Below are 21513 nucleotides of genomic sequence, written 5' to 3'. Positions count from 1 at the left end.
TTGTGTCAGGAGAGTGATGAACGTCAGCACGATCTCGAAACCGCATGAGCGTCTGGCAGAGATGCTTGCGGGCGAAATGGCAGCAGTAAATACGCTGATTCGGACGCGTATGGCGTCGGAACATGCCCCGCGCATTCCCGAAGTGACCGCGCACCTGGTCGAGGCGGGCGGAAAGCGTCTGCGCCCGATGCTGACCCTGGCGGCGGCGCAGCTGTTCGGCTATTCAGGCGACCATCACGTCAAGCTGGCTGCAACGGTCGAGTTCATTCATACCGCAACCCTGCTGCATGACGATGTCGTCGATGAAAGCGGGCAGCGGCGCGGGCGACCCACGGCAAACCTGCTATGGGACAATAAATCCAGTGTTCTGGTTGGCGATTACCTGTTTTCCCGCAGCTTCCAGTTGATGGTCGAAACCGGTTCGTTGCGGGTTCTGGATATCCTTGCAAATGCATCGGCCACAATTGCCGAAGGCGAGGTGCTGCAGATGACAGCAGCCACCGATCTGGGCACGGATGAAGGTGTCTACCTGCAGGTTGTGCGCGGCAAAACGGCGGCGCTGTTTTCTGCCGCAACCGAAGTGGGTGGTGTGATCGCAGGCGCGACCGAGGCGCAGGTCAAGGCGCTGTATGACTATGGCGACGCGCTTGGAATCGCGTTCCAGATCGCAGATGATCTTTTGGATTATCAGGGCGATAGTGCGGCCACAGGCAAAAACGTCGGCGACGACTTCCGTGAACGCAAATTGACCCTGCCAGTGATCAAAGCCGTGGCTCAGGCAACTGCCGAGGAACACGCGTTTTGGGAACGGACGATCGGTCGCGGGCGGCAGGAAGAGGGTGATCTGGATCACGCTTTGTCGCTGATGGCCAAATACAGCACGCTGGATGCAACCCGCGCGGATGCGTTTGGTTGGGCGGCCAAGGCCAAGGCTGCGCTGGCGCCTCTTCCGGATCACGAAATCCGCACCCTGTTAGGCGATCTGGCCGATTACGTCGTATCGCGCCTTAACTGAGCGTCGTTGCGCGGCACCACCAACCGGGTTGGGCCGCGCCGATCTCATAGGCGGCAAAATGGGCTGCTTTGAGCGTTGGAAAAAGTGCGAAACAGGTTGAGCCTGAACCCGACATACGAACCATCAACGCGTCTCGGGTGTCTTCCAACGCCGCTATGACCTCCGCAATGCCCGGCGCTACAGATATTGCAGGTGCCTCTAAATCATTCCGCTGAGCCCTCAACCACGTGGCGCAGTCTTCCGGTGTTTTGAATGCAGGGATCTCAGCAGGCATCGGTGCGTTGTCTCTGCTGTGCAAAGCGGAAAACACCGGGCCGGTGGAAACTTCAATACCCGGATTGACCAAGAGCGCCGGGAGGGGCGGCAACGCCATCGGCTCAATCTGTTCACCAATCCCGCGCATACGCGCTGCAGCAGCATGTATGCATACCGGGACATCCGCGCCAAGCGACAGCGGCACGCTATCGGGCCACTCTCCCCCCTTCGTCGCAGTGCGCAATACCGCCGCAGCATCCGAGGAGCCGCCCCCGACACCGCCACCGTGCGGCAGTTGTTTGTTCAGATGAATGCGACCGGTCCAGCCTGCGGCCTCGGCGGCCTGCCAGACCAGATTGCGATCATCGGTCGGTACGCCATCCGAAAACTCACCCGTGACCGACAGAGACAGCTCGGGGCCGGAACTGAGGCTCAACTGATCCCCAACATCGGCAAAGGCAACCAACGAATCAAGCAGATGATAGCCATCCGCGCGTTGGCCGGTCACATGCAGGGTCAGGTTGATCTTGGCGGGGGCAAATGCCTCAGCCTTCATTGGCGACCTTCAGGGGTTCTGCACCTTCCTCGGCCAGAACCGCATCCAATCCGACTTCAATCTTGCGGCGGATGCGTTCAGGATCGGCTTCGCCGTCGGTATCTTCAGGATCAATGAAAGACAGTGCTCGTTTCCACTGGAACTCGGCTTCACGCCCACGACCTACGGCCCAGTAAACATCGCCCAGATGGTCATTTACCACCGGATCGACCGGCATCAGCTCAACGGCGCGCTCCATGTGGTCAACTGCTTCGTCGTACCGGCCCAGGCGGAACAACACCCAGCCCAAGCTGTCAACGATATAGCCGCTGTCAGGGCGCGCTGCGACGGCGCGTTCGATCATATTCAACGCTTCGTCCAATTTCTCGCGCCGCTCGACCAGCGAATACCCGAGATAGTTCAGCACCTGTGGTTGGTCCGGGTTCAACTCAAGCGCGCGGCGGAAATCGGCCTCGGCCTCGTCCCAGTTCTTCAGCCGTTCATGCGATATCCCGCGGGCATAATGCAGGAACCAGTTTCCGCCTGCACCCTCTTCCGTCAGGCCAATCGCCTTGTCGTAAGAGGTGACCGCTGCCGCGTAATCCTCTTGCTGGCGCCGCAGGTCGGCCAAAGCTACATGCACACCGGGCAAATCGGGGCTTTGAGCGGCAAGGTTTTGCAGGACTTCGGCGGCAGCTTCTTTTCTGTCAGAGCGACTGAGGACCTCGGCGCGCCCCAGTTCGGCGGCATGATAATCGCTGCTGTCCGGAGGCACCTGCCGATAGACATCAACCGCCAGATCATATTGTTCCAGCCCATCCAACAACTCAGCGCTTAGCAAAAGCGCATCAATATGGTCAGGCCGCAGAAAGGCCGCGACCCGGGCATATAGCAGAACATAATCCTGCGCGGCCTCCGCACTCAGCGCAGCGCCAACGGTAAAGAAAACCTCGGCCATGCCATCCTGTGCAGAACGGACATGGGTAAAGGGCAGCGTTTCGCCATCGGACAGCCGAGTGACGTAACCTTCGATGGTCGGATCACTGCCGGCGGCAAAGACGTTATCCAGAAATTCCAGCGCATCGTCGTTGCGATCCAGCTGCGACAGCACTTCGGCACGCGCCAGCGCAGCCCGGCGTGAAAAACGGGCGACCAGGCCATCATCTGCGGCAAGGATCGCCTCGGCCCCCTCAAAGTCTCCGACTGACGCCAACGCCATGGCCTTGTGATAAAGTGCAAATTCTTTCAGACCTTCCTGCGTGGTAACAACGTCAAATTGTTCCATCGCTTTGGTCATGGCGCCTTGCCCCATATGAGCCCAAGCAATCATCAGGCCATCAACCAGCGGTCCAACCCCTTGCGTTTCAGGATCGCGGGCCAGAAATTCATCCAGCTTGCCATCTGCCACCAGATTGGCGGCGATCACCATCCGAGCGGCCTGGCTGGGCAGTTCATTTTCCTCGATAACTTCGGCGACGGTCAGGGCCCGCTCAATCTCACCCAAGGCGAGCCGGGCGACGACCACGTTTTCCAGCAGTTTCGGATTTTGGGGATCAGCGCGAAGCGCCTGCGCATAGTAACGCTCGGCAGCGGGATAGTCGCTCTCATAAATCGCCTGACGCCCGGCCAGATACGACCCCGATCCGGTATCCGATACCGCAGGAAACGCGATTGAAGAACTGAGGATCACGGCCAGAGCCGCGCGTCGAACCAGGGAAACCACTGATAATCTGCCTTGCTGTCGTTGACTGACCGACAAGCTAGGGCTTTGCTGGGCGAGAGGCAATGGCAGAGCCTTCACGACCCTGCCAACGCCCGTGTTCTTGCCTACATATTGGGGTAGTTCGGCCCGTCGCCGCCCTGCGGTGTAGTCCAGGTGATGTTCTGGCTGGGATCCTTGATGTCACAGGTTTTGCAGTGAACACAGTTCTGGAAGTTGATCACGAATCGCGGCCCGTCTTCATCCTCGACCATCTCATAGACGCCTGCGGGGCAGTAACGCTGTGCCGGCTCGTCGAATTTGGGCAGGTTGACCTTAACCGGGATGTCCGGGTCGGCCAGTTTCAGATGGCAAGGCTGGCTTTCCTCGTGGTTGGTGGCCGCAAACGATACGTTCGTCAGGCGGTCAAAGGACAGTGTGCCATCGGGTTTCGGATAGTCGATGGGTTGATGCTTGCTGGCATCTTCGGTCGATTCCGCGTCGTTCTTGCCGTGGCCCAGCGTGCCCAGCAGCGAGAAGCCCAGCGTGTTGGTCCACATGTCCATACCGCCCAGTACCAGGCTGGCGGTCAGGCCGTATTTCGACCACAGCGGTTTGACGTTGCGCACCTTCTTCAGATCCAAGCCGATTGCACCATCGCGAACGTTGGCCTCATAAGCGGTCAGCTCATCACCCGAACGCTCGGCCTTGATGGCGTCATAGGCGGCCTCGGCCGCGGCCTTGCCTGACAGCATCGCGTTGTGGTTGCCCTTGATGCGCGGCACGTTGACCATGCCGGCCGAGCAACCCAACAGCGCAACACCCGGTGCGACCAGTTTCGGCATCGACTGGTAGCCACCCTCGGTGATCGCGCGGGCGCCGTAAGCCACACGCTTGCCGCCTTTCAGCAGCTCGGCCACCATCGGGTGGTGCTTGAAACGCTGGAATTCCATGTAGGGGTACAGGTGCGGGTTCTTGTAGTTAAGGTGGACCACAAAACCGACATAGACCTGATTATTTTCAAGGTGATAGATGAACGACCCGCCACCCGCGTTGCTGCCCAGCGGCCAGCCCATGGTGTGCGTGACGCTGCCTTCTTTGTGCTTGGCCGGATCAATCTCCCAGATCTCTTTCATGCCAACGCCGTATTTCTGCGGCTCTTTACCGGCAGACAGGTCGTATTTGGCGATGACTTCCTTGGACAGTGAGCCGCGCACGCCTTCCGACAGGAAGACATATTTGCCATGCAGTTCCATGCCCGGCTCGGTGTTGGGGCCGTAGGATCCGTCTGGCTCCAGACCAAATACACCGGCTACAACGCCTTTGACTTCACCGTTCTCACCGTAGACCAGCTCGGAACAGGCCATGCCGGGGAAGATTTCGACGCCTAGTTCTTCGGCCTGCTCTGCCATCCAGCGGCAGACATTGCCCATCGAGACGATGTAGTTGCCGTGGTTGTTCATCAGCGGCGGCATCGGGAAATTGGGGATGCGAATCTTGCCAGCCTCGCCCAGCATGTAGAAATTGTCTTCATGCACCGGCACGTTCAGCGGGGCACCCTTTTCCTTCCAATCGGGGATCAGAGCATCCAGACCACAAGGGTCCAGCACCGCACCCGACAGGATATGCGCACCCACTTCCGAACCCTTCTCCAGAACCACGACGTTCAGGTCGGCATCCAGCTGTTTCAGACGGATGGCCGCAGACAGGCCCGCAGGGCCAGCACCCACGATCACCACGTCATATTCCATCGCTTCGCGTTCAATCTCGGCCATCGCGGGCTCCTTAGCTAACTTTCCGAATTGGCGCTTTCTTCATGCGGTCGGCGCAATATTGTTTCACGGCTGATTACATGGTCATAAAGACTTTGGTCAATCGAAACACGGCGTAACAACGCCGCTATTCGACACTTCAGGCTTCGGGTGCGTCCCCCATAAGGTATCTGGGACCGCTACCATGGGATTTGGCCCTGTCATCGGGGTTGTAAAGCTTGCATTTCGGCAGGCTGAGGCAGCCGCAACCAATACATCCATCCAGATTGTCGCGCAGTCGCATCAGCGTATCGATTCGCTGATCCAGATGCGTGCGCAGCCGTTCGCTGATACTCTTCCAGTCCTGAGGCGTCGGTGTGCGGTTTCCTGGCAAGCCCGACAATACCTCGCGGATCTCGGGCAAAGTCAGACCGAATTGCTGCGCGATCATCACAAAGCTTAGCCGTCGGATATCGGCGCGCTGATAACGCCGCTGCCCACCCGCGTTACGCCATGGAGATATCAAACCTTGCGCCTCGTAGTATCGGATCGCCGACACCGCCAACCCGGTGCGCCGGGCCAATGCTCCAATCGCCAGACCTTCCGAAACAACCATTACATCCTCCCAAAGAAATCTCTTGACCTAAAGTTAGGTTTAGAAATTACAGTGAGTCGGGACAAGCCTCAAATTGGAAGGAGAATCCCATGATGGCGACGCTGGAACATACTAATTTCACGGTCCGCGACCCAAAGGCATCTGCGGCGTGGATGCAGAAAGTCTTCGACTGGAAAACACGCTGGGAAGGCCCTGCCATTGCCGGTGGCTATACGGTGCATGTGGGCAGCCCACATACCTATCTGGCACTCTACGCCCCCGGCGATCCCAAGCCATCAGGCGAAAACAGCTATGATTTCGTGGGCGGCTTGAACCATGTAGGTGTGCTGGTCGAGGATATCGACGCCACCGAGGAAAAGGTCCGCAAAGCGGGATTTGAACCGCACAACCACGCAGACTATGAGCCAGGCAAGCGGTTCTATTTCGAAGATGACAATGGCATCGAATTCGAAGTGGTTCAGTATGATTGAGATGCTGTGGCTGGGGCACGAAGCCAGCCGTTGGCGAAGTGGAGAATTGTTGGGACAGCGCCACAGGCGCACCCGCCCCCCGGAACGGCGGCGCTAAGTTGCGAGTTTACTGACAACGCACACCTCCCCTCTTGCAATTCACGCCTCATTTGGGTCAGGTAAATGCCAACCCATCCTTCGCCCCGACGCTATTGTGCGGCGGGGCGTAACAATTTCTGCGTGGACGACAAGACAATGGAAAAGATCCCCATGACGCCTTCGGGCAATGCCGCGCTCGAGGCAGAGCTGAAGAATCTGAAATCCGTCGAGCGCCCGGCGATCATCGAGGCGATTGCCTCAGCCCGCGAACTGGGCGACCTGAAAGAAAACGCCGAATACCACTCGGCGCGCGAAAAGCAGGGCTTTATCGAAGGCCGCATCAAAGAGCTTGAAGGCATCCTGTCGCTGGCAGATGTCATTGATCCGGCCAAACTGTCAGGGGCTATCAAGTTCGGCGCGAAGGTCACGTTGGTGGATGAAGATACCGAAGAAGAAAAGACCTGGCAGATCGTGGGTGAGTATGAGGCCAATATCGAAGCGGGCCTTCTGAACATCAAATCCCCCATCGCCCGCGCCCTGATTGGCAAAGAAGAAGGCGACAGTGTTGAGGTCCGCACCCCCGGAGGCGTGCGCTCTTATGAAGTTCTGAATATCGAATACGCCTGACCGGAGCGTTTGTCATGTCAGGGTCTGAACCTGAGCAAGAACCCGAGAAACCAACCTCGCTGGGTATCTACGACCGTCCGGCGCACCGTTCGGTCACCGAGATCGAGATTGCAGCAGTTGTTCTCAGCCTGATCTGGCTGGTGGTGTCGGTCGTGTTTCTGGTACTGCCCGGCGGGCAACAAGGAGGGTTCATCGTCACCTTCCTGGCGGTGTTCATGCCGGTCGCAATGATCTGGGTCGCAGCCCTTGCGATGCGCGCCAGCCGAGTGATGCGCGAAGAAAGCGCCCGCCTGCAGACAGCCATCGATGCGATCCGCAACAGCTATGTCGTTCAGCAACAACGCGCGGCCAGCACGTATGAGCCGACGGTCGGCAAGAAACTGGATGAAATCGCCGAAAGCGCAAAAAAGACCGAGAGCGCGCTGGCGACATTCTCGACCAATCGCGGTGAACCCGGGCGCACCCAAAGGCCCGCGCCGGACATGGCCAATCAGACTTCGTTGGAACTTGGCACCTCAGCGGAAGAAATTACGCCCCCGTTGCCCACCGACATCTTTATCCGCGCCCTGAACTTCCCCGAGACGCAAAGCGATGCCGAGGGATTTAACGCGCTGCGGCTTGCATTGAAAGATCGCAAGATCTCGAAACTTGTGCAGGCCTCACAAGATGTTCTGACCCTTCTCAGCCAGGAAGGCATCTATATGGATGACCTGCGCCCCGATATGGCGCGACCCGAAGTCTGGCGGCAATTTGCCCAAGGCGCGCGCGGGCGGTCGGTGGCAGCCTTGGGTGGCATTCGGGACCGTTCGTCACTGGCGCTGACTGCGGCACGGATGAAACAGGATCCGATCTTTCGCGATGCAGCACACCATTTCCTGCGCCGCTTTGACCATATGATCGTCGAGTTCGAACCTAACGCCAGCGATGCCGAGCTTACAGCCCTGAGCGAAACCCGCACAGCGCGTGCCTTCATGCTGGTGGGGCGTGTCGCAGGGACGTTCGATTAAAGCCCAAAACTCCCGTAGGGTATGAACCTCACCAGATCGCCGGGCTTGATATCGCGGGCACCGTCCTCGATTTCGACCAGTCCTTCGGCCCAGCTCAGCCCACTGATCCGGCCTGATCCTTCCGAATGGAACACCTCGGCCCGTCCTTCACGGATTCGTGCCCGCAGATATTCGCGACGCCCCGGTTTCTTGCGCTTTTCGAAAGCGGCGGGCACGTCGAAGCCTTGCGGCTCTTGCCAGCCTGCACCGGCCAGCAGGTTCAGTGCCGGGCAGGCAAAGATCAACGTGCAAACCAGTGCTGCCACCGGATTGCCCGGCAAGCCAAACACCGGCGTCTGATCCCACATGCCCAGCGCCAATGGTCGCCCGGGTTTTAATGCGATGCGCCATTCCTGCATCGCCCCGGCCTCTCGCAATAATGCCGAGACGTGATCTTCATCGCCGGCGGAGGCCCCGCCACTGGTCAGGATTACATCCACTTGCTGAGCCGCGCGATCCAAATGCTGTTTCAGCGCCGCGCGATCATCCTCGGCGCGCCCAAGATCAACCGCTTTGAAGCCAATCCGTTCGACCAGTGACAGCAACATTGGACGGTTGGCATCATAAATCTGCCCCGGCCCTGCGCTGTCACCCGGCTCGATCAGTTCATCCCCGGTCGACAGTACCCCGACGCGCAGAACTTTGCGCACGGAAATCTCGGCCAGACCAACCGCCGACAAAAGCGCCAGATCTGCCGGCGTCAACCGCCGCCCGAGGGGCAAGGTCAGCGCGCCTTCGACAACGTCTTCGCCTGCTTTTCGCGTGTTCGCGCCTTGTTTCAAAGGCCCTCGGAACGCGATGTGCCCCTGATCAAAGGTCACATCCTCTTCCAATATGACCGTATTAACACCCTTTGGCAGTGCAGCTCCGGTAAGAATGCGTATCGCATGGCCCTCTGGGACCTCACCGTCAAAGGGTACACCCGCAGCCGCCCGGCCCTCAACCAATGGCATGACACAGGGTCCGTCCGGCACCGGACCGGCAAATCCGTACCCATCGACAGCGGTGTTGGGCTGAGGCGGGTTTGATCGTTTGGCCGACACGTCCACCGCCAGAACTCGGCCCGCCGCCCGCATCACGGGCACGTTTTCAACCCCAGCTACCACCGACAATCTGTCTCGCAATAGCGCCAGAGCCTCATCAACGGGTGTCCAGTTCACCCCTGCAGGCAAGGCGAAACAATCATTGCGCAAGGGCGGAGGTGAGATATCCGGCGTGCTCATAATCCGACCTCTTCCAGGATAAAATCTGCAATGACCGCCGTATCATCCAGATCAAACACCGGGCAATCCAATTCCAAAGGCGTATCACTTGCAACCGCGCGAACCGTGTCATCATCCGTGGCGATCAGCGGATTTTCGGGTTCTGCGCGAAACGCTTCGATCTTGGGGTGACGCTCGCGTTTGAAGCCTTCGATCAACACCAGATCGACCGGAGACAAACGCGACAGCAGGGTGTCCAGCTTCGGCTCGGGCGCACCGCGCAACTCCTGCATCAGTGCGATCCGCTGGCCGGATGCCAACAGCACTTCGGACGCACCCGCCGCGCGATGCCGCTGGCTGTCGGTACCCGGATGGTCTATGTCGACGGAATGATGCGCATGTTTAACGGTGGAAACGGTATACCCACGTCCGGTGATTTCAGCCACCAGCCGTTCCACTAGGCCGGTTTTGCCCGCGTTTTTCCAACCGGTGACGCCGTAGACCCTCATACCTGCTCCAACAAGGTTTCAGCGCGGGCCAGATCATCGGGAGTGTTGACGTTGAAGAACGGATCAAACGGCAGGGCCGAAAACAGCGCCTCTCGCCCATCATGCTGGTCAGTCCACAGGACAACCTTGCGCAATCCAGCGTTCAACGCCTCCCTCAGATCATCGCGCAATGCCACCGGCCAGAGCCCAAAGGTCGGGTGCCGATTGACCCGCTTGCCGCCGCCGGATTTCAAAGCCTCGTCACCCGTGCGCGGGGTGGTTGCCAGAACAAGGGGGTATTTCTGACCTTCGGATGCGTGCACCAGTTGCGCCACAAGATCATGCGGAAAGAACGGAGTATCCGCCGCAACCGTCACGATAGATTGAGCGCCCTGTTCAGCGGCCCAATCAAGCCCGGCCAAAACACCGGCCAGCGGCCCTGCAAAGCCCTCGATCGAGTCCGAAACAACCGGCAAGTTCAAGCGGGCAAACCGTTCGGCATCGCCGTTGGCGTTCAAAGCCAGCCCGCCGACCTGAGGGCGCAGCCTGTCTATCACCCGATCCAGCAGGCTCTGCCCGCCGATCTGCAACAGCCCTTTATCGCCGCCTCCCATCCGCGTTGCGAGGCCGCCTGCCAGAATAACCCCCAGCGGTTTTTGCGACTGTTCAGCCATCGGCACTTTTCCTGCGATGTTTTTTGTCCTCAATCGCCACGCTCGACGGATCAACATCGCGCACCAATCGGTCTTCGCCCGACAAACACACGAACCGCTGCCCGCGCATCCGGCCGATCAGAGTCAAACCGACCTCGCGCGCGATCTCGACACCCCAGGCGGTGAATCCCGATCGCGAAGCGAGAACAGGGATGCCCATCATTGCCGTTTTGATCACCATTTCCGAAGTCAAACGACCGGTCGTATAGAGGATCTTGTCAGACGCAGTCGCACCCTCGGAGAGCATCCAGCCTGCGATCTTGTCGACCGCATTATGGCGGCCCACGTCTTCCATATAGACCAACGGGTGGCTTTCATGACAAAGCACCGTGCCATGGATGGCACCCGCCTCAAGGTACAGAGACGGGGTGCGGTTGATCTTCGACGCCAACTCATACAGCCACGAGGTGCGCACCGAGACCTGTGGCAGGCGCACGTCCTCTAGCCCCTCCATCATGTCTCCGAACACAGTGCCTACTGCGCAACCGCTGGTACGGGTCTTCTTCTTCAGCTTGTCCTCGTATGAGGTCTCACGCGCGGTACGCACGACCACGGTTTCCAGATCGTCGTCATAGTCGACCCGAGTAATTTCATCATCTGCAAGCAGCATCCCCTGATTACGCAGAAACCCGAGCGCAAGGTATTCGGGATAGTCGCCGATGGTCATTGCCGTCACGATTTCCTGTGAGTTGAGGAAAATGGTCAGCGGGCGTTCCTCGACCACCGAGATCTGACTTATCTCACCATTCTGGTCCACACCCTCGACACCGCGCGTCAGGCGCGCAGCCCCCGGATCGGGCGCAATGAGGTAGTCTGACAGGTCGATCTCCGTGGCCAATTGCAACCCCTTCCCAAGACGGCTACTGCTGCTCGCGTCACCATAGGATTTAGCCATGGCCTCTGCCACATCCAAGTCATACTTCTGGAAAGGTTTTCGCGACGGGACGCCGTTTATCTTCGTCGCCATGCCCTTTGGCCTTCTGTTTGGTGTTTTTGCCACAGAAGCAGGGCTGGATATCATCCAGACGATGGCCTTTTCCGCCACCGTGTTTGCCGGCGCTGCTCAGTTCACCGCATTGCAATTGCTGCAGGACAATACACCAACGGTTATCGTTCTGATCTCGGCCCTGGCTGTGAACCTGCGGGTGGCCATGTATTCGGCTTCACTGACCCCTTATCTGGGGGCGGCTCCGCTGTGGCAACGGGCCCTTGGAGCCTATCTTATTGTTGATCAGTCTTACGCCTGTTCGATTGTCCGATTCGAGAAAGAACCGGATATGTCCGTGCCTCAGCGCATGGCGTACTTTGTCGGCTCGGTCACGCCGATCACGCCGCTTTGGATACTCGCCACTTATCTGGGTGCTGTTCTGGGGGCGCAGATTCCGGAAAGCTGGGCTCTGGATTTTGCGCTGCCGATCACGTTCTTGTCCATGATCGGACCGATGATGCGCACCATGGCGCATGTTGTAGCCGCGCTGGTGGCGATTGTTGTCGCCCTGCTCTGCGTGGCAGTGCCGTTCAATCTTGGACTGTTGATCGCAGGAATAGCCGGGATGATGGCAGGTGCGCAGGCTGAATTGATGTTAGAGCGAAAAAAGTCATGACGCAGATCGACCCGACAACCATGTGGATCATCATCGTAGGTCTGGCGATAGGCAGCTACCTTCTGCGCTTTACCTTTATCGGGCTGGTTGGCGACCGCCCGATGCCGCCCTGGCTTCTGCGGCACCTGAGATACACAGCAGTGGCGATTCTGCCTGCCCTGATCGCACCTTTGGTAGTCTGGCCGACAGCCACCGAAGGACAACCGGATATGCCGCGCATGGCGGCTGCGGCAGTTGCGTTGACGGTGGGAATTGTAACGAAAAACGTCATAGCGGCCATCTTTTCAGGGGCCGCCACGCTTTACGGTCTGCTTTACCTAGTTGGTTGAGACCGCTTCAAGCTGATTGAGTCGCGCATTGTTTTCCGCCAGCCCCTGCTGCAGATCAGCCGAGTCATTCTCACGATAGTCCGTGCTGACAACGCCTGGAATCTGACCAAACTGATCGGATAGCTTCACCGGGTAGAATGTTGTTTTGATTTGCTCGAACCCCGGGACCTGTTGCAGCAATTGCGAGGTCGAATTTGCACAAAAAGCCTGCGAAACCGGGCCCATTTGCTTGGCCAATTGCAGCGCGATCTCGGCCTGCTGTGGCGTCACTTCGATCGTCTGAATACGGGCATAATGCGTCTCGCGCGCATGACTGCTACGATAGGCGCGTTCGACATTTGGCGTGATGCCATAAAGGACATCATTCTTGATCGGCACCACATCCGCCCGGAACGATCCGGCAGGATCAAATATGACCCGCTCGCTGCCGCTGATCATCAGCGACGTGTGTGCCCCCGATCCGGTGCGCGTGCTGATCATCGTATAAAGCGTCAGTGTCGATGGCCCCGGATCACGATAGGACCGGGCCACGATTTCCGAGGGATCAGCCTGCGGGCGCTGCGATCCCGCGCAACCCGCAACTGTCACTGCCAGCAGGCAGGCAATCAGAATCCTGAACAAGAGATGCGCCTCGTGTACCGTTTAGGCCGCAAAGACCGCCAGGAACAGGCAAAGGAGTACAATTGCCACCACGCACCACGTGGTGAATTTGATGAAACCGTCAAAGGTTTTTGTTTGAACGGTGATGTCCATCTCGCCGTGCTTGTGATCAGCCATGTTTATTAGAATCCCAATTCGCGTATTTGAAATGTTGGATAATGCAAAACTCAGGGCCTGTCACGACGTCATTCGCGCGCAGTTGGTCCAAAAATCGTGCAGCCTGGATAACCAAACCCCCAGCGCCAGGGCAACCCGCTGCAGGGACCACCCCCAAAACGCACGGCCAGAAACATCGCCTCGGAGGTGATCGAATGAACCGAGCGGATCTGATCCGGCGTCATGTCATAACGTTCGGCGTATTCATCAGCGTGGCTTTCGCCGTGGGTTTTGACACAGGTGCGCAGCGCGTCATCGGCAGCGAGCCGGGCGTCAAAGCTGGCCTCGGCCTGCGATGCGCCGCCTGCGTTGTAATAGGCGCGATCGTGGGTAACGCAGCAGTACTCCCATGGCGGGTGTTCTTCATAAAGCAGACTGAACTTCGGAAAGGTCTCGGCAACCATACGCCAGCTGGAAGATAATCCGCCCGAACAGCCGTCCGTTTCGAAGGGGGTCAGTTCAGCGCCTTCTATCGTGTCGGCCAACGCCCGGTGAGCGGGCATTTCCACGCTACGCATCAGGTCCTGCGCGGCTGCAGGCAGCGCGCAACAGGCCAGAATGAGGGTGAGTTCACGGGTTCGCATCGCGCATCTCGGCAGTATCGATAGACAATCCGAACGTCGTCGCCAACCAAAGCATCAGGCGTTCGCCCGGTCCCATCTCGGCACGAACACGCAGCACTTCACGGGCCATGGCCGGGCGGTCAGTGATCAGCCCGTCGACCCCCATCGATGCCATCGCCGACATCTGCAACGGGTCATTCACCGTCCAGACATAGATGTCCTTGCCCGCCTCATGGACCGAGCGGATCAGACCCGGAGACACCGTCGCCGCATTTACGGCCACAAAATCGCCCTCAAGCCCCGACAGATTGCCGATGGCGGTCGCGGCCAGAACGCCTGCCCGCCAATCGGGGCGCAGCGCTTTCATCTTCTGCACGGCCGGATATTTCAATGACATGGTGGCGATGTCATCCTGCATATCCAGCTCCTCGACAATCGTGGCAACTTGGTTTTCCAGGTCGACGTCATGGCCATAGTATTTCAGCTCGATGATGACCTTGGATTTGCCCTTCGCAGCTTCCAGAACATCCCGCAGCGTGGGCGTCCGTTCCGAAGCATATTCGGGGCCGAACCAGCTGCCGATATCGATCTCGGCTATATCCTCCATGGTTGCGTCCCAGACCTTGAGCGGCACACCCGCCAATTTCATGAAATCGCTGTCATGCGCGATGATGACCACACCATCCGCGGTCTCCTGAACGTCGATCTCAACCCAATCGGCGCCATCTTCGATAGCCTTCAACACTGCCGCCATGGTATTTTCCGGCCTTATCGCCGCCGCGCCTCTATGACCAATGACATCCGCATGATCGGGGGCCTGAATGCGGACCAGCAACTCCTGCCCGGACCAGAGCCCGATCAGCAGGGCGATTGCCGCGCCACCGACCACAGCGTAAAGCGGCGCGCGCAGGTTGCCTGGTTCGGGATGAGGGACCTCTCGGCCTTGTGTGTCGAAGAACCCATCCAGCAGAACCGCCAATGCTCCCAGAGCGACGGCTGCAAGCACAAGCCCAGCCAGCGACCATAGGCCCGCGACGATCATACTTAGGATTAGCGCAAAGCGCAGATTAGTGCTTTCCTGCAGCGGCACCAAATCGAAAAACAGTCCGGCCACAAAGGCAATCAGTGCGGCGATCACGAGACGCATCGCAAGCCAAAGGCCAAGCTCGATCTTGAGGCGACCGCGTTTGCCTTCCATTCGATCCGTGCTGGCGGAGAAGGCCTCGGCGGGTTTGCAGCCCTCAAATAATACAAGATGCAGCGATAGCGCCCAGGCCGAGAGCCTGCGGATCAGAACCCAAGCCAGACACAGCACCACAAATCCGATCAGCACTACCGCCACCCAGAACGAAGGCGGGTGGAAGGTGAGGTAATAGTTGATGTCGTATTCAGTCAGCATCCACCAGGCGATCAGGCCAGCCACGGCGACAAAAGGCAGCGCAAGTACCAGCACACGCAAAATGAACCGTGCGGCAAAGCCGAAAAGCGCAGGTAAACGCGTCAGGATCAACCGGATGGAAGCACTGCCCGCGCGCCAAGGGTCACGCTCACCCATCCGCAATGATCCGGCCATGACCGAGAAGACAAAGACCTCGGCCAGTAAGAACAGGCTGAGAACTACAACCGCCGCGATGAAGCCTGCTGGTGACAGCAGGAACATCGCAATGTCCTGATCCGTCAGCGCCGATTGATCAGACAACGAAACAGCAAGATTGACGGCGATGGCAACGCCCGGAGCGATCAGTGCAACCAGCAGCAACCGGACGGCGACATAAACAGGCACAAACACGCGCCGCCGCGCCCATGCGCCCCGGTAGGCAGTTGTAACGGCTGAGAAATTGGTCACGCGGTTGCCTCCTGAATGGTCTATCCATTCAAGGCTGCGTAAGTGTGAATTGCAAGAGTGGGCGTCAGCTTTCTTCCAGATCAGCCGCCAGCCGGAAACCAATGCGGTTGGCTGGTTTATCCTCGATCGATTTAGGCAAGGCACGCAGCATCACATTCAACTGGCTGACATGCTGGACGAGCTGCGTTTTGGCGCCGCCTCCGTCCGAGCCATAGAAGGTAATCACATCCGGATCGAAATAGCCCATGCCCTCGATCCGCATTACACCGGCGTCACCACCGGTAAATCCCATGGCAACCTCGTGATCGCCATCCAGAGTCTTCTCGAAATTCTGAATATACATGATCAGCCGCTCATAGGCCCATTGAGCAGGGCTTTTGCTTTCGACCGGCTTTTGCAATGGCTTGGGCAAATCCTTGTTCCCCGATGCCGCTTCAGGGTTGGCGTGCACCTCATAGCACCGCGGCAACGCCGCAGATTCCGCTGCCTCGGCTGAGGTTTCGATCTTGTCCATTGCTCTACCCTTTGCGCTGATATTCCCAAGCTCCGTCCGCGCGCCGCGTCCGGGTGACCACTCCAATGTGGTAGAGATGGTTCATATGTGCAACCGCCTCGATCAGCGCGAGGCCGTATTCCCCGCCCCTGATCTGGCGCTTGAACAGCGGGGCAAAGCACTCGGCGGCGGTTTTGGGTTGATCGAGATCGTTCAGCAGACGCTCAAGCGCGCCGTGGTGGTTATCGATCAACTGCCGCATGCGGATCGGCAACCCGGTGAACGGCAGTTTGTGCCCGCCCAAAACCAAATGATCGGGCCGGGCCAGCGGTTGCAGGCGTTCGCACGCCTCCAACCAGTCGGCCACCGGATCGGCCATCGGCTCGGTGGCATAGACGCCCAAGTTGGAACTGATCGAACTGAGGATCTGATCACCGGTCAGCACCAGATTGTCCTCGCGGCTCCAGAAGGTGCAATGCTCGGGCGCATGGCCGTTGCCCATGTGAACATCCCAGTCGCGGCCACCCATGCGGATCACGTCGCCCTGTTTGACACGGGTAAATCCCAGCGGCATAGGGTACACGGCGTCGGCAAAGTTAAACGGACGCTCGGCCATCCGACCGGCCAGCACGTCCGGATCCATCCCCGCGCTGCGGTAGTAATCCAGCGTTTCCTTCGGCCAATTCTCTTGCACATCCAGCGTCAGCATACGCGCGAACAACCATGCGGTACGACTGGTGACCAGTTCTGCACCATGCTCGGACTGGAACCAGCCCGCATTGCCGACATGGTCAGGATGGTGATGAGTCACGACAACGCGACGGACGGGTTTGCCAGCCAATGGCCCTTCCATCAGGGCCTGCCAGATGCCGCGCGTTTTCTTCGACGACAGGCCTGTGTCAACCACCGTCCAGCCGTTGCCATCATCAAGTGCATAGACATTCACATGATCCAGCGCCATCGGCAAAGGCAGCCTGATCCACAGAACTCCTTCTGCAACTTCGACCCATTCGCCAGGAGCGGGTGGTTCCTCCCACGGATATCGCATCACTTGCGGAGCCTCGCCATCCATCAAACCGCCAGTTCCTCTGGGCTGAGGGCATAGAGGTCATCCGCCCCGTTCTGCGCCTGCGCAAGCAAGCCCGTATGTTCAGGCAGCAGCACATTAATATAATAACGTGCCAACTTGGCGCGCGGTCCATCGGAATCGGCTAGCGCCGCTGACAGATGGTAATGCCCGCCCAGAACCCGCGCGAACGCTTTTAGATACGAAGCCGCGCCAGCAAACCGGTTGTTCATATCCGATTGAGCAACGAGCCACTCCGTCGCTTCCCGCAGCGACTCGGAAGCTTCCCAAACAGGACCAGCAAGTTCAGGCATCGTGGCGCGCGCCTTCTCGGCTTGATCCTCGATCTCATCCAGAAGGTTCGAGGCCGCCTCACCCCCATCCATCATCTTGCGCGCTACGAGGTCCATGGCCTGAATACCATTGGTGCCCTCGTAGATCGCGGTCACACGGACATCGCGATAATATTGTGCAGCACCAGTTTCTTCGATGAAGCCCATGCCGCCATGCACTTGAACGCCGGTCTCGGAAACGCGCATGCCGGTCTCGGTGCCAAAAGCCTTGCAGATCGGCGTCAGCAGCGCCGCACGTGCCGCCCAATCGGCCTCACCCGTGGCCTGCGCCATGTCGATTGCAGCTGCATTGGCCAGCATGATCGCCCGCGCCGCAAACACATCCGCGCGCATCGACATCAGCATCCGCCGTACATCCGCGTGGTCGATGATGGTGCCCGAGGGCGTCTTGCCCTGTTTACGCTCCAACGCATAGGCCAGCGCATGCTGGTAGGCTCCTTCAGCGACACCCACACCTTCGCCACCAACGCCCAAACGCGCGTTGTTCATCATGGTGAACATCGCGGCCATCCCGCCATGTTCCTTGCCGACCAGCCAGCCTTTGGCCCCGTCATATTGCATCACGCAGGTTGGCGAGCCGTGCAGGCCCATTTTGTGCTCCAGCGAGACCACCTTGAGGTCATTGGCCACGCCGGGGTTGCCGTTCTCGTCGGGTATGTATTTCGGCACCAGAAACAGCGAAATCCCTTTGGTTCCCGGAACACCGTCTGGCAGGCGGGCCAGAACAAGATGGCAGACATTCTCGGCAAAGTCGTTGTCGCCCCAAGAGATATAGATCTTCTGCCCGGTCACCGAATAGGTGCCGTCGCCATTGTCTTCGGCCTTCGAGGTCAGCGCGCCCACATCCGATCCGGCCTGCGGTTCGGTCAGGTTCATGGTGCCCGACCACTCACCCGCCATCATCTTGGGCAGATAGATCGCTTTCAGCTCATCACTCGCGTGATGCTCCAACGCTTCGATCTGGCCTTGGGTCATCAAGGGGGCCAGTTGCAGCGACAGGCAAGCCGCGCTCATCATCTCATTCACGGCGGTGGTCATGGTCATGGGCAGACCCATACCGCCATATTCGGGATCGCCGCTCATCCCGATCCAGCCGCCTTCGGCAATCGCCCTCCAGCCCTCGGCATAGCCCGGAGAGGTCCGCAGCACGCCGTTCTCCAGCCGCGCGGGTTCCAGATCACCAGGGCGTTGAAGCGGGGCCATGATCTCTTCGCACATCTTCCCGGCTTCGGTCAGAATGGCGCTGACCACATCCTCGCTGGCTTCCGAGAACTTTTCGGTCGCGGCGATCTGGTCAAAGCCGATCACGTTGCGGAACAGGAATTCATAGTCTGAGATCGGGGCACGATAGGGCATGGTTTCCCTCTGGTTCTGGCAAGTTGTCAGCGTGGGGTTGGAATCCCGGCCCCACGCCGGTATTCATCTGGGCTGGCACGATTACCTACCGTTACCTGAACTGCAAGCAACCAAAACGCGGCGTCACGATCCATGACCCTTCTCGGTACTCAAGACTTACCAGCAAACGCCGACGGGCTCGCCAAGGCCGCTGACCTGTTGCGACAGGGGCTGCTGGTCGCTTTCCCGACCGAGACCGTCTATGGACTGGGTGGCGATGCACGAAACGGCGAGGCTGTGGCCGCGATCTATGAGGCCAAGGGGCGACCCAGTTTTAACCCACTGATCGCCCATGTCGCCTCAACCGAGACCGCGAAACGCTTCGTCGAATGGACCGATCAGGCTGATTTGTTGGCTGATGCCTTCTGGCCCGGACCGTTAACTCTGGTTCTTCCTCTGCGCCCCGATCACGGGATTTCGTCGCTGGTCACAGCTGGCTTGGATACTCTGGCCGTTCGCGTACCTGCGCATCCCACAGCGCACGCTTTACTGACCGCTTTTGACGGTCCTGTGGCGGCCCCATCGGCCAACCCCTCTGGTCAGATCAGCCCAACGACGGCGGCCCATGTCCGAGCGGGGCTGGAGGGACGCATAGCCGCAGTTCTGGACGATGGGCCGTGCGGTGTCGGGCTTGAGTCCACTATTGTGGGTCTGGCCGGCACCCCTGCCCTGTTGCGTCCAGGTGGTGTCGCATTGGAACAAATCGAAGAGGTTCTAAAGGCAGAACTGCATCACCACCAACCCGGCGATCTGCTTACTGCGCCGGGCCAGTTGCAATCCCATTACGCGCCGGACGCGCCGGTGCGGCTGAACGCCCGGTCACGGCAGGGGGACGAGGTGTTGCTGGGTTTTGGCTCCGTTGATTGTGATCTGAACCTCTCCAGCACCGGCAACCTGCCCGAGGCCGCCGCCAACCTGTTTGCCGCCCTTCACAAACTTAACGATACCGGTCGGCCAATCGCCGTATCACCAATTCCCCATCACGGATTAGGTGCGGCCATCAACGACCGTCTACGCCGCGCAGCAGCCCCTCGCGATTAGGCGCGTCCTGCACTGGCTGATAGGGTCAGCGGATCAACACCAAGCGTAGCCAAAGCCGCCTCCCATTTCTCGTCATCAGGGACATCAAAGACCAGTTTCGACGACGCATCAGTCGTTAACCAACCATTCATCGCGATCTCATCTTCCAACTGACCCGGCCCCCAGCCGGAATAACCTAAAGTCAGCATCGAATTCAGCGGCCCCTTGCCCGAGGCCAGATCCTCGAGCACATCCAGCGTTGCGGTCATGCTGAAATCTTCGGAAATCTGCATTGAATGCAGATTCGCCTCGTAATCTGCGCTATGCAGGACAAAGCCACGCGACATCTCGACCGGGCCGCCAAACTGCACCAGCCGTTCGCCAATTACGGGTATCCGACACGGAATGTTGAGCTGTTCCAGCAAGGTCTTGATCCGCAAGTCCGAAGGCTTATTCACGATCAATCCCATCGCGCCGTCATCACCATGGCTGCAGATATAGACGACCGAATGCTCGAATCGCGGGTCGCCCATTCCGGGCATCGCAATCAACAGTTTTCCCGTAAGCTCCATCAGCAGATATCTCTTGCGCCATAGGATATCCCTAGAATGACCCTGTGAACCGGGGAATGGCAAGGGATCAGCCGGGATTTCCGTGCATTTCACAGAAGTGACCGGAGCGTGACTTGGCAATCCCGACCGGAATGCGCATGTTCTGCATATGAAAGCGCTTTGCAAATCTGCTGCAGCCGTGTTGGCCGTCAGCCTTTGTTTTGGTGCCCCCGCCACTGCGCAGGGGGTTGATAATCTGGTTCAGCTTGAGGTGTTGGACGGCGGCAAAACCGCCGAAGGTACCTATCAGGGGGCCTTGCGTCTAAAGCTCAAGGACGGGTGGAAGACCTATTGGCGCGCACCCGGCGATGCGGGCATTCCGCCGCAGTTTGATTGGAAAGGCTCTCGCAATATTGCAGACATAGCCTTCACATGGCCCGCGCCGCATGTGTTTGATCAGAACGGGCTGCGCTCGGTCGGGTATGAGGATCAACTTGTACTGCCCGTCGAAATCACGCCTAAGAACCCTGCCAAACCCGTGCGTTTGCGCGGCGAGATGGACTTGGGCGTGTGCAAGGATGTCTGCGTGCCAGGTCGGTTGGAATTCGATCACACAATGGATGCCGACGCTGCACGCAATCCGGCCATCGCCGCAGCCCTCGCCCAGCGCCCGTTTTCCGAACGCGAAGCAGGCGTGGCGGATGCGACGTGCCAATTGACTCCCACTGCAGACGGAATGCGGATCGAGGCGCGTATCACCATGCCTTCAGCGGGCGGGTCCGAATTCGCCGTCATTGAACCAGGAAACCCGGCACTCTGGGCATCGCAGCCCGATACACGCCGTCAGGGCAACACCCTGATCGCAAGCTCGGAGATTATCGGCGCCTCCGGCCGGCCATTTGCGCTGGATCGGTCCGAAGTGCGCATCACGGTTCTGGGGGCAAACCACGCTGTCGATATCCAAGGATGCAGCGCAGGCTGA

Annotated in this window: 24 protein-coding genes; 8 read left to right on the top strand and 16 right to left on the bottom strand. The window is 59.0% G+C overall.

The features are described 5' to 3' along the window. Window positions 1-16 precede the first annotated feature (16 nt). A complete protein-coding gene (locus AC2TEM_RS14130; protein WP_170395734.1) occupies window positions 17-1015 on the top strand; it encodes a polyprenyl synthetase family protein in 999 nt (332 codons plus the stop codon). On the opposite strand, the gene AC2TEM_RS14125 is transcribed toward AC2TEM_RS14130, so the two are convergent. The 4 genes from AC2TEM_RS14125 to soxR form a co-directional block, all read right to left on the bottom strand. After that, on the bottom strand, window positions 1008-1826 hold the full coding sequence (locus AC2TEM_RS14125; RefSeq protein WP_170423685.1) for a 4-(cytidine 5'-diphospho)-2-C-methyl-D-erythritol kinase: 819 nt from the start codon (window positions 1824-1826) through the stop codon (window positions 1008-1010). The two genes, AC2TEM_RS14130 and AC2TEM_RS14125, sit on opposite strands and share 8 nt — an antisense overlap. Continuing rightward, window positions 1816-3528 carry a tetratricopeptide repeat protein gene (locus AC2TEM_RS14120; protein ID WP_170395730.1) on the bottom strand — a complete coding sequence of 571 codons (1713 nt, stop codon included), beginning with the start codon at window positions 3526-3528 and terminating at the stop codon, window positions 1816-1818. Before AC2TEM_RS14120 ends, AC2TEM_RS14125 begins: the two co-directional genes overlap by 11 nt. 104 nt (window positions 3529-3632) lie before the next feature. After that, window positions 3633-5279: an electron transfer flavoprotein-ubiquinone oxidoreductase gene (locus tag AC2TEM_RS14115; protein WP_170423684.1), complete on the bottom strand. Its 1647-nt coding sequence runs from the start codon at window positions 5277-5279 to the stop codon at window positions 3633-3635. A gap of 136 nt (window positions 5280-5415) precedes the next feature. Further along, on the bottom strand, window positions 5416-5871 hold the full coding sequence (gene soxR, locus AC2TEM_RS14110; RefSeq protein ID WP_170395726.1) for a redox-sensitive transcriptional activator SoxR: 456 nt from the start codon (window positions 5869-5871) through the stop codon (window positions 5416-5418). Window positions 5872-5960: 89 nt separating this feature from the next. Here soxR and AC2TEM_RS14105 point away from each other — a divergent pair, with 89 nt between their 5' ends. The 3 genes from AC2TEM_RS14105 (at window position 5961) to AC2TEM_RS14095 (ending at window position 8053) form a co-directional block, all read left to right on the top strand. Further along, the gene (locus tag AC2TEM_RS14105; protein WP_170408363.1) at window positions 5961-6341 is read left to right on the top strand and encodes a VOC family protein; all 381 of its coding nucleotides are present in this window, start codon (window positions 5961-5963) and stop codon (window positions 6339-6341) included. Between the two features lie 234 nt (window positions 6342-6575). Further along, the gene (gene greA, locus AC2TEM_RS14100; RefSeq protein ID WP_170423682.1) at window positions 6576-7046 is read left to right on the top strand and encodes a transcription elongation factor GreA; all 471 of its coding nucleotides are present in this window, start codon (window positions 6576-6578) and stop codon (window positions 7044-7046) included. Between the two features lie 14 nt (window positions 7047-7060). Beyond that, window positions 7061-8053 carry a hypothetical protein gene (locus tag AC2TEM_RS14095; RefSeq protein WP_170423680.1) on the top strand — a complete coding sequence of 331 codons (993 nt, stop codon included), beginning with the start codon at window positions 7061-7063 and terminating at the stop codon, window positions 8051-8053. Here AC2TEM_RS14095 and AC2TEM_RS14090 read toward each other — a convergent pair. Genes AC2TEM_RS14090 through AC2TEM_RS14075 form a run of 4 tightly spaced genes read right to left on the bottom strand, consistent with a single transcriptional unit; the run spans window position 8050 to window position 11339 of the window. After that, window positions 8050-9315, bottom strand: coding sequence for a molybdenum cofactor synthesis domain-containing protein (locus AC2TEM_RS14090; RefSeq protein WP_170423678.1), 1266 nt, complete (start codon window positions 9313-9315; stop codon window positions 8050-8052). The two genes, AC2TEM_RS14095 and AC2TEM_RS14090, sit on opposite strands and share 4 nt — an antisense overlap. Beyond that, window positions 9312-9803, bottom strand: coding sequence for a molybdopterin-guanine dinucleotide biosynthesis protein B (gene mobB / locus AC2TEM_RS14085; protein WP_170609145.1), 492 nt, complete (start codon window positions 9801-9803; stop codon window positions 9312-9314). The genes AC2TEM_RS14090 and mobB overlap by 4 nt, the downstream gene beginning before the upstream one ends. After that, window positions 9800-10456: a molybdenum cofactor guanylyltransferase MobA gene (mobA, locus tag AC2TEM_RS14080; RefSeq protein WP_170423674.1), complete on the bottom strand. Its 657-nt coding sequence runs from the start codon at window positions 10454-10456 to the stop codon at window positions 9800-9802. Before mobA ends, mobB begins: the two co-directional genes overlap by 4 nt. After that, entirely contained in the window at window positions 10449-11339 is an 891-nt protein-coding gene (locus tag AC2TEM_RS14075) for a formate dehydrogenase accessory sulfurtransferase FdhD (RefSeq protein ID WP_170423927.1), read from the bottom strand. The genes mobA and AC2TEM_RS14075 overlap by 8 nt, the downstream gene beginning before the upstream one ends. Before the next feature lie 49 nt (window positions 11340-11388). Here AC2TEM_RS14075 and AC2TEM_RS14070 point away from each other — a divergent pair, with 49 nt between their 5' ends. Further along, entirely contained in the window at window positions 11389-12099 is a 711-nt protein-coding gene (locus AC2TEM_RS14070) for an AzlC family ABC transporter permease (RefSeq protein WP_170423672.1), read from the top strand. After that, on the top strand, window positions 12096-12428 hold the full coding sequence (locus tag AC2TEM_RS14065; protein WP_170395711.1) for an AzlD domain-containing protein: 333 nt from the start codon (window positions 12096-12098) through the stop codon (window positions 12426-12428). The genes AC2TEM_RS14070 and AC2TEM_RS14065 overlap by 4 nt, the downstream gene beginning before the upstream one ends. Here AC2TEM_RS14065 and AC2TEM_RS14060 read toward each other — a convergent pair. From AC2TEM_RS14060 to AC2TEM_RS14030, 7 genes are all read right to left on the bottom strand, one after another. Continuing rightward, complete coding sequence (locus AC2TEM_RS14060) at window positions 12417-13049, bottom strand: hypothetical protein (RefSeq protein ID WP_170408372.1); 633 nt, start codon at window positions 13047-13049, stop codon at window positions 12417-12419. The genes AC2TEM_RS14065 and AC2TEM_RS14060 overlap by 12 nt on opposite strands. A gap of 21 nt (window positions 13050-13070) precedes the next feature. Continuing rightward, window positions 13071-13205, bottom strand: a complete 135-nt coding sequence (locus tag AC2TEM_RS14055; RefSeq protein ID WP_170395707.1) for an aa3-type cytochrome c oxidase subunit IV — start codon at window positions 13203-13205, stop codon at window positions 13071-13073. 68 nt (window positions 13206-13273) lie between these two features. Further along, window positions 13274-13828: a hypothetical protein gene (locus AC2TEM_RS14050; RefSeq protein WP_170423670.1), complete on the bottom strand. Its 555-nt coding sequence runs from the start codon at window positions 13826-13828 to the stop codon at window positions 13274-13276. Further along, a complete protein-coding gene (locus AC2TEM_RS14045; RefSeq protein WP_170423668.1) occupies window positions 13815-15653 on the bottom strand; it encodes a glycerophosphodiester phosphodiesterase in 1839 nt (612 codons plus the stop codon). The genes AC2TEM_RS14050 and AC2TEM_RS14045 overlap by 14 nt, the downstream gene beginning before the upstream one ends. A gap of 64 nt (window positions 15654-15717) precedes the next feature. Then, window positions 15718-16167, bottom strand: a complete 450-nt coding sequence (locus AC2TEM_RS14040; RefSeq protein ID WP_170395701.1) for a DUF6173 family protein — start codon at window positions 16165-16167, stop codon at window positions 15718-15720. 4 nt (window positions 16168-16171) lie between these two features. Continuing rightward, window positions 16172-17218: an MBL fold metallo-hydrolase gene (locus AC2TEM_RS14035; protein WP_480856264.1), complete on the bottom strand. Its 1047-nt coding sequence runs from the start codon at window positions 17216-17218 to the stop codon at window positions 16172-16174. Continuing rightward, window positions 17218-18921, bottom strand: coding sequence for an acyl-CoA dehydrogenase family protein (locus AC2TEM_RS14030; protein ID WP_170626192.1), 1704 nt, complete (start codon window positions 18919-18921; stop codon window positions 17218-17220). The genes AC2TEM_RS14035 and AC2TEM_RS14030 overlap by 1 nt, the downstream gene beginning before the upstream one ends. A gap of 132 nt (window positions 18922-19053) precedes the next feature. On the opposite strand from AC2TEM_RS14030, the gene AC2TEM_RS14025 reads away from it, so the two are divergent. After that, window positions 19054-20001: an L-threonylcarbamoyladenylate synthase gene (locus tag AC2TEM_RS14025; protein WP_170423662.1), complete on the top strand. Its 948-nt coding sequence runs from the start codon at window positions 19054-19056 to the stop codon at window positions 19999-20001. Here the strand turns inward: AC2TEM_RS14025 and AC2TEM_RS14020 are convergent. After that, a complete protein-coding gene (locus AC2TEM_RS14020; protein WP_170423660.1) occupies window positions 19998-20552 on the bottom strand; it encodes a YqgE/AlgH family protein in 555 nt (184 codons plus the stop codon). The two genes, AC2TEM_RS14025 and AC2TEM_RS14020, sit on opposite strands and share 4 nt — an antisense overlap. Window positions 20553-20700: 148 nt before the next feature. Here AC2TEM_RS14020 and AC2TEM_RS14015 point away from each other — a divergent pair, with 148 nt between their 5' ends. Next, on the top strand, window positions 20701-21513 hold the full coding sequence (locus AC2TEM_RS14015; RefSeq protein ID WP_170423658.1) for a protein-disulfide reductase DsbD domain-containing protein: 813 nt from the start codon (window positions 20701-20703) through the stop codon (window positions 21511-21513).

Source organism: Ruegeria sp. HKCCD3925, from assembly GCF_057221175.1.
This window is presented reverse-complemented; position numbering and strand designations above follow the sequence as displayed.

What these genes read in the sequence shown, in the direction of transcription:
- AC2TEM_RS14130 (WP_170395734.1), top strand. Translation starts at nt 17, where the DNA reads ATGAACGTCAGCACGATCTCGAAACCGCATGAGCGTCTGGCAGAGATG.
- AC2TEM_RS14125 (WP_170423685.1), bottom strand. Translation starts at nt 1,826, where the DNA reads ATGAAGGCTGAGGCATTTGCCCCCGCCAAGATCAACCTGACCCTGCAT.
- AC2TEM_RS14115 (WP_170423684.1), bottom strand. Translation starts at nt 5,279, where the DNA reads ATGGCCGAGATTGAACGCGAAGCGATGGAATATGACGTGGTGATCGTG.
- soxR (WP_170395726.1), bottom strand. Translation starts at nt 5,871, where the DNA reads ATGGTTGTTTCGGAAGGTCTGGCGATTGGAGCATTGGCCCGGCGCACC.
- AC2TEM_RS14105 (WP_170408363.1), top strand. Translation starts at nt 5,961, where the DNA reads ATGATGGCGACGCTGGAACATACTAATTTCACGGTCCGCGACCCAAAG.
- greA (WP_170423682.1), top strand. Translation starts at nt 6,576, where the DNA reads ATGGAAAAGATCCCCATGACGCCTTCGGGCAATGCCGCGCTCGAGGCA.
- AC2TEM_RS14095 (WP_170423680.1), top strand. Translation starts at nt 7,061, where the DNA reads ATGTCAGGGTCTGAACCTGAGCAAGAACCCGAGAAACCAACCTCGCTG.
- AC2TEM_RS14090 (WP_170423678.1), bottom strand. Translation starts at nt 9,315, where the DNA reads ATGAGCACGCCGGATATCTCACCTCCGCCCTTGCGCAATGATTGTTTC.
- mobB (WP_170609145.1), bottom strand. Translation starts at nt 9,803, where the DNA reads ATGAGGGTCTACGGCGTCACCGGTTGGAAAAACGCGGGCAAAACCGGC.
- mobA (WP_170423674.1), bottom strand. Translation starts at nt 10,456, where the DNA reads ATGGCTGAACAGTCGCAAAAACCGCTGGGGGTTATTCTGGCAGGCGGC.
- AC2TEM_RS14070 (WP_170423672.1), top strand. Translation starts at nt 11,389, where the DNA reads ATGGCCTCTGCCACATCCAAGTCATACTTCTGGAAAGGTTTTCGCGAC.
- AC2TEM_RS14065 (WP_170395711.1), top strand. Translation starts at nt 12,096, where the DNA reads ATGACGCAGATCGACCCGACAACCATGTGGATCATCATCGTAGGTCTG.
- AC2TEM_RS14055 (WP_170395707.1), bottom strand. Translation starts at nt 13,205, where the DNA reads ATGGCTGATCACAAGCACGGCGAGATGGACATCACCGTTCAAACAAAA.
- AC2TEM_RS14050 (WP_170423670.1), bottom strand. Translation starts at nt 13,828, where the DNA reads ATGCGAACCCGTGAACTCACCCTCATTCTGGCCTGTTGCGCGCTGCCT.
- AC2TEM_RS14040 (WP_170395701.1), bottom strand. Translation starts at nt 16,167, where the DNA reads ATGGACAAGATCGAAACCTCAGCCGAGGCAGCGGAATCTGCGGCGTTG.
- AC2TEM_RS14035 (WP_480856264.1), bottom strand. Translation starts at nt 17,218, where the DNA reads ATGGATGGCGAGGCTCCGCAAGTGATGCGATATCCGTGGGAGGAACCA.
- AC2TEM_RS14030 (WP_170626192.1), bottom strand. Translation starts at nt 18,921, where the DNA reads ATGCCCTATCGTGCCCCGATCTCAGACTATGAATTCCTGTTCCGCAAC.
- AC2TEM_RS14025 (WP_170423662.1), top strand. Translation starts at nt 19,054, where the DNA reads ATGACCCTTCTCGGTACTCAAGACTTACCAGCAAACGCCGACGGGCTC.
- AC2TEM_RS14020 (WP_170423660.1), bottom strand. Translation starts at nt 20,552, where the DNA reads ATGGAGCTTACGGGAAAACTGTTGATTGCGATGCCCGGAATGGGCGAC.
- AC2TEM_RS14015 (WP_170423658.1), top strand. Translation starts at nt 20,701, where the DNA reads ATGAAAGCGCTTTGCAAATCTGCTGCAGCCGTGTTGGCCGTCAGCCTT.